The organism is Paracoccus isoporae (genome assembly GCF_900101865.1).
Classification (GTDB): Bacteria; Pseudomonadota; Alphaproteobacteria; order Rhodobacterales; family Rhodobacteraceae; genus Paracoccus; species Paracoccus isoporae.
This window is the reverse complement of sequence record NZ_FNAH01000003.1, coordinates 66,564-82,489: the sequence shown is the minus strand read 5'-3', so window position 1 is coordinate 82,489 and position 15,926 is coordinate 66,564. Positions and strand designations below refer to the sequence as shown.

Sequence of the window (15,926 nt, the reverse complement as noted above, 5' to 3'; positions counted from 1 at the left end):
GAACATGGGCGCGATTACGCTTCAGAATGTCCGCAAGAGCTTCGGTGACGTGGAGGTGATCCCCGGCGTCGATCTGGAGATCAACGAGGGCGAGTTTGTCGTCTTCGTCGGCCCGTCGGGCTGCGGCAAATCCACGCTGCTGCGCCTGATCGCGGGGCTTGAGGACGTGACCTCTGGCAGGATCCTGATCGACGGGCAGGACGTGACCGATGCCGGACCCGCCAAGCGCGGGCTGGCGATGGTGTTCCAGTCCTACGCGCTTTACCCGCATATGTCGGTGCGCAAGAACATCGCCTTTCCGCTGAAGATGGCCAAGATGCCCGAGGCAGAGCAGAAGGCGCGGGTGGACCGCGCGGCGAAGATCCTCAACCTCGACAGCTATCTGGACCGCCGGCCCGGCCAGCTTTCCGGCGGTCAGCGCCAGCGTGTCGCCATCGGGCGGGCCATCGTGCGCGAACCGGCGGCCTTCCTGTTCGACGAGCCGCTGTCCAATCTCGACGCGGCGCTCAGGGTGAACATGCGGGTCGAGATCAGCGATCTGCACAACAAGCTCAAGACCACGATGATCTACGTCACCCACGATCAGGTCGAGGCGATGACCATGGCCGACAAGATCGTGGTGCTGCGCGCCGGACGCATCGAGCAGGTCGGCAGCCCGCTGGATCTCTATAACAGCCCGGCAAACCGCTTCGTCGGCGGGTTCATCGGCTCGCCCAACATGAATTTCATCGAGGGCGAGGCGGCGCGGCGCATGGGCGCACATTCCATCGGCGTGCGCCCCGAACACTGGCGCATGTCGACCACCGAAGGCGCGTTTCCCGGCACGGTCGGCGTGGCGGAACATCTGGGCTCCGACACGCTGCTGCATGTCGAGCTGGACAGCGGCGAGAACGTGATCGCGCGGGCCGAGGGCGAGTTTCCCGTCCATCACGGCGACAAGATCTGGCTGACCCCGCAGGATGGCCGGGTCTACAAGTTCCGGGAAGACGGGCTGGCGGCGTGAGCGTCGCCGGAACCCGGCTGCCCGGCAAGACCGCACTCATCACCGGGGCCGCGCGCGGCATCGGCCGGGCTTTCGCGCAGGCCTATCTGCGCGAGGGGGCCGTGGTCGCCATCGCCGATATCGACGCCGAAGCGGTGCGCGACACCGCAAGCGAGATCGGCGCGATCCCGATCGTCATGGATGTCGCGGACCAGACCAGCATCGACGCTGGGGTGGCCGAGGCGGCCATGCAGATGGGCGGGATCGACATCCTCATCAACAACGCGGCGCTGTTCGATCTGGCCCCGATCACCGACATCACCCGCGACAGCTACGACCGGCTGTTCTCGATCAACGTCGCGGGCACGCTGTTCACCATGCAGGCGGTCGCGCGGCACATGATCGACACCGGCCGCCGCGGCACGATCATCAACATGGCCAGCCAGGCCGGGCGGCGCGGCGAGCCTCTGGTCGCGGTCTACTGCGCGACCAAGGCCGCCGTCATCAGCCTGACCCAGTCCGCCGGACTGAACCTCATCGCCCATGGGATCAACGTCAACGCCATCGCCCCCGGCGTCGTCGATGGCGACCACTGGGACGGCGTGGATGCCAAGTTCGCCGCCTATGAAAACAAGCCGCGCGGCCATAAGAAGCGCGAGGTCGGCGACGCCGTCCCCTATGGCCGGATGGGCCGCGCCGAAGACCTCACCGGCATGGCAGTCTTCCTCGCCACGCCCGAAGCCGATTACATCGTCGCCCAATGCTTCAACGTGGACGGCGGCAACTGGATGAGCTGAAATGAAGCTGAACACCGCGAACCTGCCCGACCTGCCGATCGCCACGCCGTCCTATGACCGCGCGGCGCTGACCGGCGGGATCGTCCATTTCGGCCTGGGCAATTTCCACCGCGCCCATCAGGCCGTCTATCTCGACCGGCTGATGAATGTCGGGCGGGGCCATGATTTCGCCATTGTCGGTGCCGGCGTCATGCCGTCCGACGCGCGGATGCGCGAGGTGCTGGCGGCGCAGGATTTCCTGTATACCGTGGTCGAGCAATCCGCCGATGCGTCCGATCCGCAGGTAATCGGGGCGATGATCGACTATCTCGCCCCCGGAAATCCCGCCGCGGTCATTGCGCGTCTGGCCGACCCGGCCACGAAAATCGCCAGCCTGACCATCACCGAAGGCGGCTATTTCATCAATGCCGAGACCGGGCATTTCGACCCCGCCCATCCCGCCATCGCCGAAGACGGGCAGAACCCGGATGCGCCGCAAACCGTGTTCGGCCTGCTGGTCGCCGGGCTGCGGGCGCGGCGCGAGGCCGGGCAACAGCCCTTCACCGTCATGTCCTGTGACAACATCCCCCATAACGGCGTCATCGCGCGCGAGGCGGTGGTGGAAACCGCGCGCCTCTTCGACCCCGATCTGGCGGAGTGGATCGCGGCGCAGGTGGCCTTTCCCAACGGCATGGTGGACCGCATCACCCCCGCCACTTCGGATCGTGAGCGCGCCCTGATCCGCGAGATGGGGGTGGAGGATGACAGCCCGGTCTTCTGCGAGGATTTCATCCAGTGGGTGCTGGAGGATGACTTCCCCGCCGGCCGCCCGGCGCTGGAAGAGGTCGGGGTGGAGTTCGTCGCGGATGTCACCCCATACGAGCTGATGAAGATCCGCATCCTCAATGGCGGCCATGCCGTCATCGCCTATCCGGCCGGGCTGATGGATATTCACTTCGTCCATGAAGCGATGGAGAACGACCTCGTGCGCGGCTTTCTCGACAAGATCGAGCAGGAGGAGATCATTCCCGCCGTACCGCCCGTCCCGAACACCGATCTTCAGGCCTATTTCGCCAAGGTCAAGGAACGCTGCGCCAATCCCAAGATCGGGGATACGGTGCGGCGGCTGTGCCTCGACGGCTCCAACCGGCAGCCGAAATTCATCATCCCGACCATTGCCGACCGCCTCGCCTCGGGCCAGTCCATCGACGGGCTGGCGCTGGAATCCGCGCTCTGGTGCCGCTACTGCGCCGGAACCACCGATTCGGGTGCCGAGATCGCGCCGAACGATCCGAACTGGGACCGCCTGTCCGACACCGCCCGCGCCGCCCGCGACCGCCCCGCCGCATGGCTGGAGATGGCCGAGATCTATGGCGAGGTCGGCCGGAATCCGGGCTTTCAGGACCGTTTCGCCCATTGGCTGACCCTGCTGTGGGATCGCGGCACCAAAGCCACGCTGGAGAGCTATCTGGGCCGGACATGACCGCCTTCATCTTCGATTGCGACGGCGTTCTGATCGACAGCGAACCGATTTCGGTGGCCGAGTTGGGCCGGACGCTGCGCTGGGCCGGGGCAGAGATCTCCAACGCCCGGATCTACGAACGAATGATCGGCCGCTCGGTGGCCGAGATCGTCGGGATCGTTGCCCGCGAACAGGGCGCGGATGCCACGGTGCTGCTGCCCGAATACCGCACCCGGCTGGCCGCGCGGTTCGACGCCGAGCTGCGCCCGATCGAGGGGATCGCGGCGGCGCTGCGCGCCCTGCCCGCCGCGCCGAAGGCGGTGGCGTCGTCCTCCACCCCGGCGCGTCTGGCCCATACGCTGAGGCTGTGCGGCTTGCAGAACGATTTCGCGCCGCATGTCTATTCGGCAGCCCAGGTCGCGCAGGGCAAGCCCGCCCCGGATCTGTTTCTCTTCGTGGCCGACCGGCTCGGCGTGGTGCCCCGCGATTGCATCGTGATCGAGGACAGCCCGGCCGGGATCCGGGCTGCGCAGGCGGCCGGGATGCGGGTGGTAGCGTTCCTTGGCGGCAGCCATGCCGGACCGGCCGGGCTGGCCGGGCAGGTCACGCCGCTGAACCCGGATGCGGTGATTGCGGCGGCGTCCGATTTGCCCGACACTCTGCGCAGGATGATGGCTGACGCCTGATCTTGGTGGGGTAACACATGTATCTTGGAATCGATCTGGGCACCTCGGGCGTGAAGGCGCTGCTGATGGACGATGCGCAGCAGGTGCTGGCCTCCGCGACTGCCCCGCTGACCGTGTCGCGCCCCCATCCCGGCTGGTCCGAACAGGCGCCCTCCGACTGGATCGAGGCCACGCGCGACGCCCTGCGGGAGCTTGCGGCGGGACAGGATCTCTCGGCGGTTAAAGGGATCGGGCTGTCGGGCCAGATGCATGGCGCGGTGACGCTGGACCGCGCCGACCATGTGATCCGCCCGGCCATTCTGTGGAACGATTCGCGCAGCCAGTCCCAGGCCGCGCGGCTCGATGCGATGCCAGAGTTCCGCGAGATCTCCGGCAATATCGTCTTCGCCGGCTTCACCGCGCCGAAACTGCTCTGGATGGCCGAGGAGGAGCCGCAGCTTTTCGCGCAGGTCGATTGCGTGCTGCTGCCCAAGGATTACCTGCGGCTCTGGCTGACCGGCGAGCGCGTGGCCGAGATGTCGGACGCGGCGGGCACAAGCTGGCTGGACACCGGCGCGCGCGCCTGGTCCGACAGGCTGCTTGCGGCCTCGGGGATGCGGCGCGACCAGATGGCCCGTCTGATCGAGGGCAGCGCGGTCTCCGGCGGGTTGCGCGGCGAGGTCGCATCCGAGTTCGGGCTGGCACAAGGCATTCCCGTGGCCGGCGGGGCGGGCGACAATGCCGCCACCGCGATCGGGGCCGGCACGGTGGCCGAAGGGCAGGGCTTCGTCTCGCTCGGCACGTCGGGTGTGCTGTTTGCCGCCACCGACCGCTACCTGCCGCGCCCGGACAGCGCCGTGCATGCGTTCTGCCACGCGCTGCCCGGCATGTGGCACCAGATGGGGGTGATCCTGTCTGCTTCGGGCGCGCTGGAATGGCTCAGCGGGATCGTCGGCCGACCCGCCGCCGATCTGACGGCGGAGCTTGGCACCGCGCTGCGCCCGCCCGGAGAGGTGAGCTTCCTGCCCTATCTGTCGGGCGACCGGACGCCGCATAACAGCGCCTCGGTCCGCGCGGGATTCGCAGGTCTGTCGGCGCGCAGCGACCGCGCCGCCATGACCCAGGCGGTGCTGGAAGGCGTGGCTTTCGCCTTCGCGGATAACCTGGCCGCCCTGCGTGCCGCCGGATCGGATCCTGCCGCGCTGCTGGCGCTGGGCGGGGGGGCGCGGTCGGATTACTGGCTGCGCGTCATTGCCACGGCGCTGGACCTGCCGGTGCTGGTGCCGGAAAGCGGCGATTTCGGCGCCGCCTTCGGCGCGGCGCGGCTGGGGCTGATGGCCGAAAGCAGTGCCGATCCGGCGCAGGTTTGCACCCCGCCCCGGATCGGGGCGGAGATCCGGCCCGATCCGGCATTGCGCGGCGCCTTCGACGAGGCGCTCGGCAGGTTTCGCGATCTTTACCCCGGCTGACGGTCGCGGGTCTTGCGCGCGCGGATCAGCGTGTGCTGGCTGACGATCTCATATCCCAGCCGCGCCGCCAGCTCCGCCCGCAGGCGGTTGATCTCGGCGCTGGCCAGCTCGATCACCTCGCCGCTGTCGATATCGACCAGATGGTCATGCTCCGCCGCCTGCGCCAGCTCATAGCGCGCCGGCTCGTTCTCCAGCGACAGCTTGCGGATCAGCCCCGCCTCCTCCAGCGTCGAGATGGTGCGATACACGGTGGCCAGCGAGACCGAATCGTCCATCTCGCGCGCCCGGCTCAGCAATTCGTCGGCATTGGGATGATCGGCGGCCTCCATCAGGATGGACAGCAGCACCATGCGCTGCTGCGTCACCCGCAGCCCGGCCTCGCGGAGCGCGGTGGCGAAATCCGTGGTCTCTGCGCTCATGCCCCGCCCCGTCGCTGCCTGTCTCCGGTCTAGACCCATCGTTGCGGCTTGACAAGGAATTGCGAACGCGTCGCATTTGCGCTTGACTAATGCGAATGAATTGCATTTACAGAAAGCGAGTTGGCAGCAGGGAACGGGACATGCGCAGCCTGACAGGATCCATCGCGCTGGCGGCGGCGCTCTCCGTCTCGCCGGTTGCCGCGCAGCAGGGCGGCGCACCGGACCCCGCGCCGCAGCGCATGAAGGTCGTCACCACCTTCACCGTGCTGGCCGACATGGCCCGGCAGGTGGCGGGCGATGCGGCCGAGGTCGTCTCGATCACCAAGCCCGGATCGGAGATCCACGGCTACCAGCCGACACCGCGCGATTTCGTCCGCGCCGAAGGCGCCGATCTGATCCTGCGCAACGGCATGAACCTGGAAATCTGGTTCGAGCAGTTCCTGGCCAATCTGGGCGATCTGCCCTCCGTCACCCTGACCGAGGGGATCACCCCCATCGCGGTCGCGCAGGGCGCGTATGAGGGCAACCCCAACCCCCATGCCTGGATAGGGCTGGATACGGCGATGGCCTATATCGACAATATCGCCACAGCCTTCGCGGAACATGATCCGGCCAATGCGGCGCAGTACCGCGCGAATGCCGCCGCCTATCAGCAGCAGATCCGCGACGCGATCTCGCCCATCCGCGACCGCATCGCGGCGCTGCCCGAATCGCGCCGCTGGCTGGTAAGCTGCGAAGGCGCGTTCTCCTATCTGGCGCGGGATTTCGGGCTTGAGGAGCTGTATCTCTGGCCGATGAATGCCGACCGCATGGGCACGCCCCAACAGATCCGCGGCGTGATCGACGGGGTGCGGCAGAACGACATCCCGACGGTGTTCTGCGAAAGCACCGTCAACACCGCCCCCGCCCGCCAGATCGCGCGCGAGACCGGCGTGCATTACGGCGGCGAACTTTACGTGGACAGCCTGTCCGATGCGGGTGGCCCGGTGCCCAGCTATCTCGATTTGCTGCGCGTCACCGCCGAGACCATCGCCGCCGGGCTCGAGGAAGGAAACAGCAGATGACCGAACCCGGCACCGCCCCAGATGGCGGGATCTTGGCCCGCGACGTGACCGTCACCTATCGCAACGGCCATACCGCGCTGCGCCATGCCAGTTTCGCCATTCCGCGCGGCACGGTGACGGCGCTGGTCGGCGTGAACGGGGCCGGGAAATCGACGCTGTTCAAGGCGATCATGGGCTTCGTCCCCGAAGCCGCCGGAGAGATCCGTCTTCTCGGCCTGTCGGTGCGCGAGGCGCTCAGGCGCAATCTCGTGGCCTATGTCCCGCAATCCGAGGAGGTGGACTGGTCGTTCCCGGTGCTGGTCGAGGACGTGGTGATGATGGGCCGCTACGGCAAGATGGGCCTGCTGCGCATCCCGTCCCGCGCCGATCACGCGGCGGTGGGCGCGGCGCTGGAGCGGGTGGGCATGTCCGATTACCGCCACCGCCAGATCGGCGAGCTATCGGGCGGCCAGAAGAAGCGGGTCTTCCTGGCCCGTGCGCTGGCGCAGGACGGGCAGGTCATTCTGCTGGACGAGCCCTTCACCGGCGTCGATGTGAAAACCGAGGAGCGGATCATCAGCCTGCTGGGCGAATTGCGCGCCGAGGGGCGGGTGATGCTGGTCTCCACCCATAATCTCGGCTCCGTGCCGGAATTCTGCGACCGGGTGGTGCTGGTCAAGGGCACGGTGCTGGCGTACGGCCCGACCGAGACGACCTTCACCCGCGCCAATCTCGAACGGGCCTTCGGCGGCGTGCTGCGGCATTTCACGCTCGGCGGCGAAACGCTGCATGACGATGACGACGCCCGCGCGGTGACGATCTATTCCGACGATGAACGCCCGCTGGTGCATTACGGCGAACAGATGCAGCGCCGCGAGGATGCGCGCCGCGCCGCCAGCCGCGACGGGGAGGGCGCATGAGCCTGCTTCTCGATCCCTTCACCTATGGCTTCATGCTCAGCGCCATGCTGGTCTCGGCGCTGGTCGGGGCGGTCTGCGCCTTCCTGTCGGCCTATCTGATGCTCAAGGGCTGGTCACTGATCGGGGATGCGCTGTCGCATTCCGTGGTGCCCGGCGTGGCGGGAGCCTATCTCCTGGGCTTTCCGCTGGCCTTCGGCGCGTTTCTGTCGGGGGGGCTGGCGGCGGGCGCGATGCTGTTCCTGTCGGACCGTTCCGGGCTGAAGGTCGATGTGGTGATCGGGCTGATCTTCACCGCGTTTTTCGGCCTCGGCCTGTTCCTCGTCTCGATCAACCCGATTGCGGTCGATCTGCAGGCCATCACCATGGGCAACATCCTGGCCGTCACGCCGGGCGAGACGCGCCAGCTTGCGATCATCGGGCTGGGGTCGCTCGCAGTGCTGGCGGTGAAATGGAAGGATCTGATGGTGGTGTTCTTCGATGAAAGCCATGCCCGCTCCATCGGGCTGCGCGCCGGGCTGCTGAAGCTGGTCTTCTTCACCCTGCTGTCGGCCTGCATCGTGGCGGCCATGCAGACGGTGGGCGCGTTTCTGGTCATCGCACTGGTGGTGACGCCGGGTGCCACTGCCTATCTGATCTGCGACCGTTTCCCGCGGCTGATCCTGACCTCGGTCGCGATCGGTGCCGTCACCTGCTTCGTCGGCGCCTATGTCAGCTTCTTCCTGAACGGCGCGACCGGCGGGATCATCGTGGTGATGCAGACGCTGATCTTCCTCGCCGCCTTCATCTGGGCCCCGAAACACGGGCTGCTGGCCGCGCGCCGCCGCGCCGCCGCGGCGCTGGAGCCGGCCCCATGACCGAGACGCTGCTGCACCCCTTCGCCTTCCCCTTCATGGACCGCGCCTTCCTGATCTGCCTGCTGGTGGCACCCCCCACCGCGCTGCTGAGCTGCTTTCTGGTGCTCAAGGGCTGGGCGCTGATGGGCGACGCGGTCAGCCATGCGGTGCTGCCGGGCATCGTGCTGGCCTATATGCTGGGCCTGCCGCTGATCGTCGGGGCCTTCGCCGCGGGGATGGTCACCTCGCTTGCCACCGGATATCTGGCCGAGAACAGCCGCGTGAAGCAGGACACCGTGATGGGGGTGGTGTTTTCCGGCATGTTCGGGCTGGGCATCGTCATGGTGGTGGCGATCCGCACCAATGTCGATCTGGACCATATCCTGTTCGGCAACATGCTGGGCATCGGCGCGGCCGACCTGATCAATGCCGGCTGGATCTCGGCCGTGGTCTGCGTGGCGCTGCTGGTGAAATGGAAGGATCTGATGCTGCACGCCTTCGACCCGGCCCAGGCCCGCGCCTCGGGCCTGCCGGTCGATCTGCTGCATTACGGGCTGCTGACCATCCTGTCGCTGACCATCGTCGCCACGCTGAGCGCGACCGGGCTGATCCTCGCCGTGGGCCTGCTGATCGCGCCGGGCGCCATCGCCTTCCTCGTGGTGCGCAGCTTCGGGCGGATGCTGATCGTCGCGGTGGCGGTGAACATCGCAGGCATGCTGCTCGGCACCTATGCGAGCTTCTATCTCGACAGCGCGCCCGCCGCGACCATCGTGCTGGTGCTGACGGCGATCTTCGTCGCCGCCTTCCTGCGCCGCGTGGCGATCAACAAGCGCCGGGCGGCGGGGGTCTGAGGGTTCGGCTCCGATGTCCCCGGTTTAACCCCAACCGAGGGCGCGCGCCTGCCCGTGGGGTGGCGCCGCATCGGTCCGAGCTGCGCGCTTTATCGCGCAACCCGCATCTCTTCGCTGAGCCGCAGGTCTGACGGCACCAGAGCGCCAGCCCGCCCGGACGGGCAGGCGCTTGCCCGGGCCGCTGACGCGGCCGTTCCGGGCGGGGTGGGTTGGAGGGAATGTCGGGTTTGAGCCCGAATTGACCAATGCTATATCTTGCACGACCGGCTGCTTCCAGAGATGTTGGGTAATTCAATTCGCCGAGCGACGCGGGGCATTAAGTTAGAGATAAGCCGCCGTGGATTTAAGAGGTCACTGGGAAGCGCATGAAGAAGGAAGTTCGACAGCTTCGCGAAAAGGCGATCAACGCGCTTGTCCTTTCTATTGACCACTTCAACCGCCCTTGGGATCGCGGCAGAGCGGAGGCTGTTCTCATCTTGCTGGACCATTCCTTTGAGATGCTTCTCAAATCGGCAATTCGGCATAGGGGCGGGAAGATCAGGAAGGCGCGCGAGAAGCAGACTATCGGCTTTGATGCTTGCGTCCGGAGAGGGCTGACCGATGCGAGCGTGAAATTTCTGACCGATGAGCAGGCGCTTACTTTGCAAACGATCAATGGGCAGCGGGACGCAGCCCAGCACTACCTAGTCGATATGTCAGAGCATCAGTTGTACTTCTATGCACAAGCGGGCGTAACGCTATTTCGTGATATTCACGACGAAATCTTTGACCAGAAGCTGTTACTTGAACTGCCCGAGCGCGTCCTTCCAATATCGACAACAGCGCCAAGGGATTTGGCGGCACTCTTTGACAAGGAGATCGAGGAGATAAAGGGCCTCTTGGCTCCGGGCACCCGAAAGAGGATGGATGCTGTCGCCAAGGCACGCAGCCTTGCCGTGCTGGAGAGTGCGGTGAATGGCGATTACGAGCAACCAAGCGACCGCGAGCTTGACAAAGTCTGCACCCGCCTCGCGGGTGGCGAGGCATGGTCATCAGTCTTCCCCGGCGTGGCTTCGATCAACATCACGGCAGAAGGAGATGGCCCATCTCTCAGCCTTCGCCTGACGAAGAATGAAGGAACGCCTGTCCAACTGCTGAAAGAGGGAGAGGGGACAGGGGCTGTTGTCGCTGTGCGGCGCGTAAACGAGCTGGATTTTTACAGCCTCGGTGCGGCGCAACTCGCCAAAAAGGTTGGGCTGACGCCGCCGAAATCCCGCGCTGTGGTCGATCACCTTGACCTTCGTGCGGACGCCGACTGCTTCAAGGAAATCAAGGTCGGCCGTGTGACGCACGCTCGATACTCGCCGCAGGCGGTCCAGAAGATAAAGGATGTCCTTAAGGTTGAATCCATCGACGACATCTGGGCTGCAGACCGGTCAAAGCGGAAAGCGGCAGAGTGAATTCGCTGAAATAGGGAGCAGACCATGAGCTCGGGCATCTGACCCTAAGCTGGCAATTTCAGCTCCGTCCGCTTAGCCGCCACTACACCTTCACCCCACCCCATAACTCCGAACAACCGCAACCTTCTTCGCACTGGTCGAGCTCCACCCGATCACATGCGCAAACCCCCGCGCTTTGCCGTCCCGCCCGGTGCTGATCCCGTTCGCCGCGCCGACCTTGCCATGCGAAATCGCGTGATCGACCACGACCCGCCGGGGCGCCTGCACCTCGGACAACGCCGCCAGCACCGCCTCGGCCCCGGCAATCTCACGGCCGTCCGCCCGCTGCCAGACCACATCCTCGGCCAGCAGATCGCGGGACAGCCCGCCCGTCTCCAGCCCCACCGCAATTTCCTGCGCGAGCCGGTTCTTGGGTGAGTTGCCGCAATCGCCGCTGCCTTCCACCTTCGTCTCAGCCATCGCGAGACCCCTCCGCCGCAAACTCGCCGTGAACCTCGCAATACACCTCGTGTCCGCCCGCCGTCACGCTGTCCGCGCCCGCCGCGCGCGGCAGACACATCGCCGCCATCGCTTTCATCATCCGTCTCCCTCCGAGATGCGGGCCGTCCCCGTGCCGGGTTCCAGATCCAGCGCCGCGCGCTGATCTTCATCCATGTAGAACGGCACCGAATTATGCTGATGGCAGATCTTCCAGCCCGCTGCACCGCGCCGGAACCCCCATGTGCTGCGGGTCCAGAACCCGCCCTCCTGCCCGTCGCGGCGCGTATCGGTGCGCACGAACCCCCAGGCCATCGCCAGATCACCGGCCACCGCGATCTCCACATCGCGATAGCTTATGCGCGGCGGGCTGTCCCAGCCATCGATCCAGTCCTGCAAGCCGGCCGCGTCGGCCTCCACCTGCATCGGCGGCGGCAGATCGAACAGCACCGGCGCTTCGGCATAGGCGTCCATCACCGAAGCCGCATCGCCCGCCGCATGGGCCTCTGCCTGCCGATCCAGCACGGCCTGTATCGCGTCACGTTCATCCATCGTCTTTCCTCCCAGTCCGATCCGGCCCGGCACGGCGTCACCTTCGGACCCGCGCTGTCGCCCACCCCCGCCGCGCGTCGTGATCCGCCCCTGCCCCCGGCATTCGTGCGGCAAGGGCAGGGCGGCACCGGCCCCGGCAAAGGACCGGAACCGGAGCGGCAAGCCACCGCCAGGCATTGACCCGCGCGGCCATGATCCGGCCGCGCAGCGTGTTACGGGTTATTTCTCCGGCCCGACCACGGCGAAGGCCGCGCCCTGCGGGTCGGTGGCCACCGCAACCCAGGCCGGGCCGGGCACCTCGATCGGGCCATGCAGCACGGCCCCGCCCGCCGCGGTGATCTCCTCCACCTTGGCCGCCACGCTGCCATCCACGCCGAAATAGGCCAGCCATGACGGCACCGGCGAATCGGCCAAGCCCATCATCGCGCCGATATCGGCCTCATCGCGGCGGAAAAGCTGGTATGTGCCCATCTCGCCCATATCCATCGCATCGCCTTTCCGCCATCCCAGCAGCGGCGCATAGAAATCCCAGGCGGCTTCGGGATCGCTGCTCATCAGCTCGTTCCAGTTGCCGAACCCGGCGCGGCTCTGGTTGAACGCACCGCCCCCCTCCCGTGCCCGCGCGATCTCTTCCGCGCTCATTTGGCTCATATCCGGCTGCAACACGCCAAAGGCCGCACCCTGCGGATCGGCGAGGATGGCGAAGCGCCCGGTGCCCTCGATATCGCTGGGCGGGCGATGCACGCTGGCGCCTTTCGCGGTCGCGTCCCGGCAGAACGCGTCGCAATCATCGACGGCGAAATAGATCATCCAGCAGGGCGGCATGCCGGACACGTCGTCGGGCATATTCATAAGCCCGGCAACAGGCACCCTGTCGATCGTGGCGAGATGATAGCTGAACTCCTCCATGCCGGAATCGACGACATTCCAGCCGAAGATGCGGCCGTAAAATGCGCCCGCCTCGTCCAGCTTGCCCTGGGTGGTGGTCAACTCATACCAGCAGGGATTGCCATGAAAACTCATCTTTCGTCTCCTCGTTATGCGGCGCTCATCCCGCCGCCTGTTCCGCATCGGACCCATCCCAATGCGCCATATGATCCTCCATCGCCCGGCCAAAGGCGGGGCGCGCGGTGGCGCGGGCGACATATCCGGTCAGCGCCGGATGATCGCCAAGCGCGCCCTCGGCCGCGACGAAGCGCAGCACATCCACCATCACGATATCCGCGACGGTGAAATCGCCCAGCAGCCAGTCGCGCACGGCGAGGATGCTTTCCAGCGCATCCAGCCGCTGGCGCATGAGTTGCCGGGCAAATTCCTGCGCCTCCGGCGTCGAGGCCGGGCCGAACGCCTCCGGCATCCGTGCCGCCAGCACCATGTTCATCCAGCCGCCCGACGCCAGCTCCACCGTGTTGAGCGCAGCCAGCACCCATTGCGTCACCTCGGCGCGCCGGCCCTCGGGCATCAGATCGGTCGCCTCCGCCAGATGCAACGCGATCGCGCCGGATTCGAACAGCACAAGATCGCCGTCCCGCAGCACCGGCACCTGCCCGAAGGGCTGGATAGCCAGATGCGCGGGGGATTTCTCCAACACCGGAAATGCCGCGATGCGGTAGTCGCGCCCGATCTCTTCCAGCAGCCAGCGGATGCGGAAGTCGCGCACGAAAGCCCGCGCGAATTCCGGCACCCAGCCATAGGTGTACAGCGTCAGCCCGTTCTCTTTCATGAAAATACCCTCTCCCGGTTCGATCGCCGCCGCCTGCGTCGCGATCGTCGCGCGTCCCGCTCACCCGCGCCGGGCACCGGCCGGACCATCACCGATCCGGGCCGGACCGCGGCGCGCTGCGTCCTCAGCTTTTGGCCGAATCGAAGATGGTCTCGAACCCGCCCCACATCATGCGCATGCCGTCAAACGGCATGTCCGGCATCTCCTGCCCGGCCATCTCGGCCTCCATCTTTTTCGCGGCCGCGTCGCAGGTCGCGCGGTCCGGCCAGGCGATCCAGCTGAACAGCACCGCCTCGCCATCCTGGGCCTTGGTGGCGCGATAGAAATCCGTCTGCTTGCCGTGGGGCACATCGACCCCCCAGTTCTCGGCCAGGCCCAGCGCACCCTGTTTCTCGAATTCCGGCCAGCTTGCATCGGCCATCTTGATGAAGGCGTCCTTCTGGTCCTCCGGCACCGCCAGCAGAAAGCCCTGGTAATACGCCGCACCGTCGAGCTGGCCATGGGCCACGACCGGTGTGAAGCCGCCATAGATCATCCGGCTGCCATCGAACGGCATCTCGCCCATCGCTTCCATGTCCGGATCGGTTTCCATCTTCTGCCAGGCGGCATCGGCCGCCGCGCGGTCGGGCCACTCGATCCAGGTGAAGACGATGGTCTCGTCTTCCTTCGCCGCCACGGCGCGCTGGAAATCGGTGACCTTGCCGGGCGGGGTGTCCACGCCCCAGCTCTCGGTCATCCGCACCGCGCCATGCTTGCGAAACAGCGGCCAGGATGCCGCCGCGTGCTCGGTGTAGCGGTGCTTGTTCGCGGTGGGCACCGCGGCGACCATCCCCGTGTAATAGGCCATGTCCCGTCTCCTTTAGCTGAACTCGTCGAATCACAGCATGGCAGTTGCAGTAGTAAAAAACAACTGTTAGTATGAAAACATGACCAAACATAGCGACTCCATGCGACTGCGATATGACGAAGGCTGCCTGGCCTCGCATGCGCTGAACCTGATCGGGGATCGCTGGGCGCTTCTGGTGGTGCGCGAGCTCATCTTCGCGCCGAAGCGGTTCCAGATGATCCGCAAGGGCCTGCCCGGCATCACCCCCAGCGTGCTGTCCCAGCGGCTCGTCCAGCTTGAACAGGCCGGCGTGGTCAGCCATGACGCGTCGCTGGGGATCTATGCGCTGACCCAAGCCGGGCAGGATCTGCTGCCGGTGCTCGAGGCGCTCTGCGTCTGGGCGATGAAAATGCCCGGCCATGATCCGACGCGATTCATCAGCCCGTCGGCGCTGATGATCTCGATGGGCGTCAATCTGCGCGCGGATGCGGCGGCGGGCATGGACCTGCGCGCCGGCTTCGATTTCGGGGCCGAGGCCTTCGAGATGCAGCTCTCCGACGGCGACTTGGCGACACGCGCGGTGCGCACCCCCGACGCGCCCTTCATTCTGTCGGGCACCGGCAACACGCTGGCCTTCACCGTCTACGGCCCCGCGACGCTGACCGAGATGATCTCGCAGGGCGCTGCCAGCGCCAGCGGTGATCTGGAGGCGGCGCAGAAATTCATCGATCTGTTCAGACTGGAGACACCCCCATGACCCGACTGACCCCCTGCCTGTGGTATCACGAGAATGCCGTCGAGGCGGCGCAATTCTATGCCGCGACAATTCCCGACAGCCGGGTGGAGCGGATCTCCGATCAGAATGCCGAAAGCCCTGCAGGTGCGGCGGGCAGCGTCCGCACGGTGGAGTTCACCGTCGCCGGCACGCGGCTCTATGCCTTTGCGGCCCCCGGACCGGACCGGTTCAATCTGGCGCTGTCGCTGATGATCGAATGCGACAGCCAGGATGAGGTTGACCGGCTCTGGACGGCATTATCCGAGGGCGGGCAGACCATGGAATGCGGCTGGCTTCAGGACCGGTTCGGGCTGAACTGGCAGATCATTCCGCCGGGAATGCTGGAGCTGATGGCCGCCGATGACCGCGAGGCCGCGGGCCGCGCCGCCGCCGCCATGCTGACCATGAAAAAGCTGGACGGCGACGCGATCAGACGCGCCTTTGACGGGGCATAACCCCGAAATCACTCCCCGCCCGGTACAAGGGACGAAAGCCCCGCCGGGCGAGCGTCCGACCGCCCCACGGGCGGACGCTTCGTCGCCGGTCCGCGCCGGTCCGTCGCTCGACGGGGATGCGCGATAAGGCGCATGGCCCCGAGGCCGGACGCGTCAGCCCGCGGTCGGACGCGCGCCCTGTGCCGCCATTCATGTCTGAACAGCGCGCCCGGGGCGAGCCGTTCCGCCCCCCACCTGATCTTTGCTAACACCACCCCAT

General features: G+C 66.5%; 19 protein-coding genes. 12 read left to right on the top strand and 7 right to left on the bottom strand.

Features of this window, described 5'->3' with window-relative positions; translation table 11 throughout:
- Positions 1–4 precede the first annotated feature (4 nt).
- Genes BLT73_RS06700 through xylB form a run of 5 tightly spaced genes read left to right on the top strand, consistent with a single transcriptional unit; the run spans position 5 to position 5,354 of the window.
- Complete coding sequence (locus tag BLT73_RS06700; protein ID WP_090522102.1) at positions 5–1,003, top strand: ABC transporter ATP-binding protein; 999 nt, start codon at positions 5–7, stop codon at positions 1,001–1,003.
- Entirely contained in the window at positions 1,000–1,779 is a 780-nt protein-coding gene (locus BLT73_RS06695) for an L-iditol 2-dehydrogenase (protein ID WP_090522100.1), read from the top strand. The genes BLT73_RS06700 and BLT73_RS06695 overlap by 4 nt, the downstream gene beginning before the upstream one ends.
- Position 1,780: 1 nt before the next feature.
- Complete coding sequence (locus BLT73_RS06690) at positions 1,781–3,241, top strand: mannitol dehydrogenase family protein (RefSeq protein ID WP_090522098.1); 1,461 nt, start codon at positions 1,781–1,783, stop codon at positions 3,239–3,241.
- Positions 3,238–3,906 carry an HAD family hydrolase gene (locus BLT73_RS06685; RefSeq protein ID WP_090522096.1) on the top strand — a complete coding sequence of 223 codons (669 nt, stop codon included), beginning with the start codon at positions 3,238–3,240 and terminating at the stop codon, positions 3,904–3,906. Before BLT73_RS06690 ends, BLT73_RS06685 begins: the two co-directional genes overlap by 4 nt.
- Positions 3,907–3,923: 17 nt before the next feature.
- Positions 3,924–5,354 carry a xylulokinase gene (gene xylB, locus BLT73_RS06680; protein ID WP_090522094.1) on the top strand — a complete coding sequence of 477 codons (1,431 nt, stop codon included), beginning with the start codon at positions 3,924–3,926 and terminating at the stop codon, positions 5,352–5,354.
- Here the strand turns inward: xylB and BLT73_RS06675 are convergent.
- Positions 5,342–5,773, bottom strand: coding sequence for a Fur family transcriptional regulator (locus tag BLT73_RS06675; protein WP_090522092.1), 432 nt, complete (start codon positions 5,771–5,773; stop codon positions 5,342–5,344). The genes xylB and BLT73_RS06675 overlap by 13 nt on opposite strands.
- Positions 5,774–5,913: 140 nt before the next feature.
- On the opposite strand from BLT73_RS06675, the gene BLT73_RS06670 reads away from it, so the two are divergent.
- The 5 genes from BLT73_RS06670 to BLT73_RS06650 all read left to right on the top strand — a co-directional run bounded on the left by BLT73_RS06670 (position 5,914) and on the right by BLT73_RS06650 (position 10,859).
- Complete coding sequence (locus BLT73_RS06670; protein WP_090522091.1) at positions 5,914–6,837, top strand: metal ABC transporter substrate-binding protein; 924 nt, start codon at positions 5,914–5,916, stop codon at positions 6,835–6,837.
- A complete protein-coding gene (locus BLT73_RS06665) occupies positions 6,834–7,736 on the top strand; it encodes a manganese/iron ABC transporter ATP-binding protein (RefSeq protein ID WP_090522089.1) in 903 nt (300 codons plus the stop codon). The genes BLT73_RS06670 and BLT73_RS06665 overlap by 4 nt, the downstream gene beginning before the upstream one ends.
- Positions 7,733–8,590 (top strand): metal ABC transporter permease, encoded by an 858-nt coding sequence (locus tag BLT73_RS06660; RefSeq protein WP_090522088.1) that lies wholly within the window; start codon positions 7,733–7,735, stop codon positions 8,588–8,590. The genes BLT73_RS06665 and BLT73_RS06660 overlap by 4 nt, the downstream gene beginning before the upstream one ends.
- A complete protein-coding gene (locus BLT73_RS06655) occupies positions 8,587–9,420 on the top strand; it encodes a metal ABC transporter permease (protein ID WP_090522086.1) in 834 nt (277 codons plus the stop codon). Before BLT73_RS06660 ends, BLT73_RS06655 begins: the two co-directional genes overlap by 4 nt.
- Positions 9,421–9,785: 365 nt before the next feature.
- Positions 9,786–10,859, top strand: coding sequence for a DUF3644 domain-containing protein (locus BLT73_RS06650; RefSeq protein ID WP_090522085.1), 1,074 nt, complete (start codon positions 9,786–9,788; stop codon positions 10,857–10,859).
- 90 nt (positions 10,860–10,949) lie between these two features.
- Here the strand turns inward: BLT73_RS06650 and BLT73_RS06645 are convergent, their stop codons facing one another.
- The 6 genes from BLT73_RS06645 to BLT73_RS06625 form a co-directional block, all read right to left on the bottom strand.
- Positions 10,950–11,318, bottom strand: a complete 369-nt coding sequence (locus BLT73_RS06645) for a nuclear transport factor 2-like protein (RefSeq protein ID WP_090522084.1) — start codon at positions 11,316–11,318, stop codon at positions 10,950–10,952.
- Positions 11,311–11,439 carry a hypothetical protein gene (locus tag BLT73_RS17775; protein ID WP_281246293.1) on the bottom strand — a complete coding sequence of 43 codons (129 nt, stop codon included), beginning with the start codon at positions 11,437–11,439 and terminating at the stop codon, positions 11,311–11,313. Before BLT73_RS17775 ends, BLT73_RS06645 begins: the two co-directional genes overlap by 8 nt.
- A complete protein-coding gene (locus BLT73_RS06640) occupies positions 11,436–11,888 on the bottom strand; it encodes a YybH family protein (RefSeq protein ID WP_176804977.1) in 453 nt (150 codons plus the stop codon). The genes BLT73_RS17775 and BLT73_RS06640 overlap by 4 nt, the downstream gene beginning before the upstream one ends.
- A gap of 219 nt (positions 11,889–12,107) precedes the next feature.
- Positions 12,108–12,911 (bottom strand): VOC family protein, encoded by an 804-nt coding sequence (locus tag BLT73_RS06635; protein WP_090522081.1) that lies wholly within the window; start codon positions 12,909–12,911, stop codon positions 12,108–12,110.
- Positions 12,912–12,936: 25 nt separating this feature from the next.
- On the bottom strand, positions 12,937–13,611 hold the full coding sequence (locus BLT73_RS06630; protein ID WP_090522078.1) for a glutathione S-transferase family protein: 675 nt from the start codon (positions 13,609–13,611) through the stop codon (positions 12,937–12,939).
- A gap of 124 nt (positions 13,612–13,735) precedes the next feature.
- Entirely contained in the window at positions 13,736–14,458 is a 723-nt protein-coding gene (locus BLT73_RS06625) for a DUF1428 domain-containing protein (RefSeq protein WP_090522076.1), read from the bottom strand.
- A 79-nt stretch (positions 14,459–14,537) separates the two neighbouring features.
- Here BLT73_RS06625 and BLT73_RS06620 point away from each other — a divergent pair, with 79 nt between their 5' ends.
- Together BLT73_RS06620 and BLT73_RS06615 are read left to right on the top strand one after the other, a co-directional pair.
- The gene (locus BLT73_RS06620) at positions 14,538–15,194 is read left to right on the top strand and encodes a winged helix-turn-helix transcriptional regulator (protein WP_090522074.1); all 657 of its coding nucleotides are present in this window, start codon (positions 14,538–14,540) and stop codon (positions 15,192–15,194) included.
- Positions 15,191–15,667, top strand: coding sequence for a VOC family protein (locus BLT73_RS06615; protein WP_090522072.1), 477 nt, complete (start codon positions 15,191–15,193; stop codon positions 15,665–15,667). Before BLT73_RS06620 ends, BLT73_RS06615 begins: the two co-directional genes overlap by 4 nt.
- Positions 15,668–15,926 lie beyond the last annotated feature (259 nt).